Genomic DNA, 699 nt, shown 5'->3' on the forward strand with positions numbered 1-699 from the left:
TATCAACATTCAGCCAGTTTTCTTTTACGACCGATTGGCAAAGATTTTTGTATGCTTCTACTGATTTATTATAGTAAGCAACCATTCCTTCCGTAGTATTGCTAAGATCACCAAGAGATGCGTTATATACCCATGCATCTCGATTTGTCTTTACGCCGTTTGAGTAATTCTCAAAAATCACTTGCGCTGTTTTATCCTTTTTGTTACCCAAGCTGATGTAAGTATCAAAATTTGGATCGCGCTGATTCAACCAATCACCAAACTGATCGGGCTCAATTTCCTGCCAACCTTTCTGCTTGGTAATACCTTCGATGCTCCCAAAGTCAACAATAGTTTTCAGCTTCTGTTCACGCGTCAGATAGTCACCAATATCATAGAAATAGATACGGCCTTGCTTCTTAGATTCGGAGTTCTTGACCAGAATAGAGATGGCAATCGGTGTACGAGTACCTTGTCCAAATACATTATCCTTTTCTTTACGCCGACGTTCTCCAGAAGTTCTTGCATTACCACGCAAGTGAAAAATATATAAATTACTGAATTCCTCAGCCAAACACTGGCGCAATCCATCTGCTGCATTGGCTTCAATAAAACCGGCATTGGTGACAAAGCCAATAACACCGCAATTGCCAATGCGATTAGAAGACCAGCGAATGGCACGAATATAACTGTCATAAAGTGCATTTTTTAACGTTGCTG

1 protein-coding gene is annotated in these 699 nt (G+C 40.3%); it reads right to left on the bottom strand.

Going from position 1 to position 699, the window contains the following annotated elements; translation table 11 throughout:
• On the bottom strand, positions 1 to 699 hold a 699-nt coding region (locus SQ11_RS17675), incomplete at both ends, for a type ISP restriction/modification enzyme (RefSeq protein WP_041515116.1).

Origin of the sequence: Nitrosospira sp. NpAV (assembly GCF_000832065.1) — a bacterium.
In the GTDB taxonomy this organism is placed as follows: Bacteria; Pseudomonadota; Gammaproteobacteria; order Burkholderiales; family Nitrosomonadaceae; genus Nitrosospira.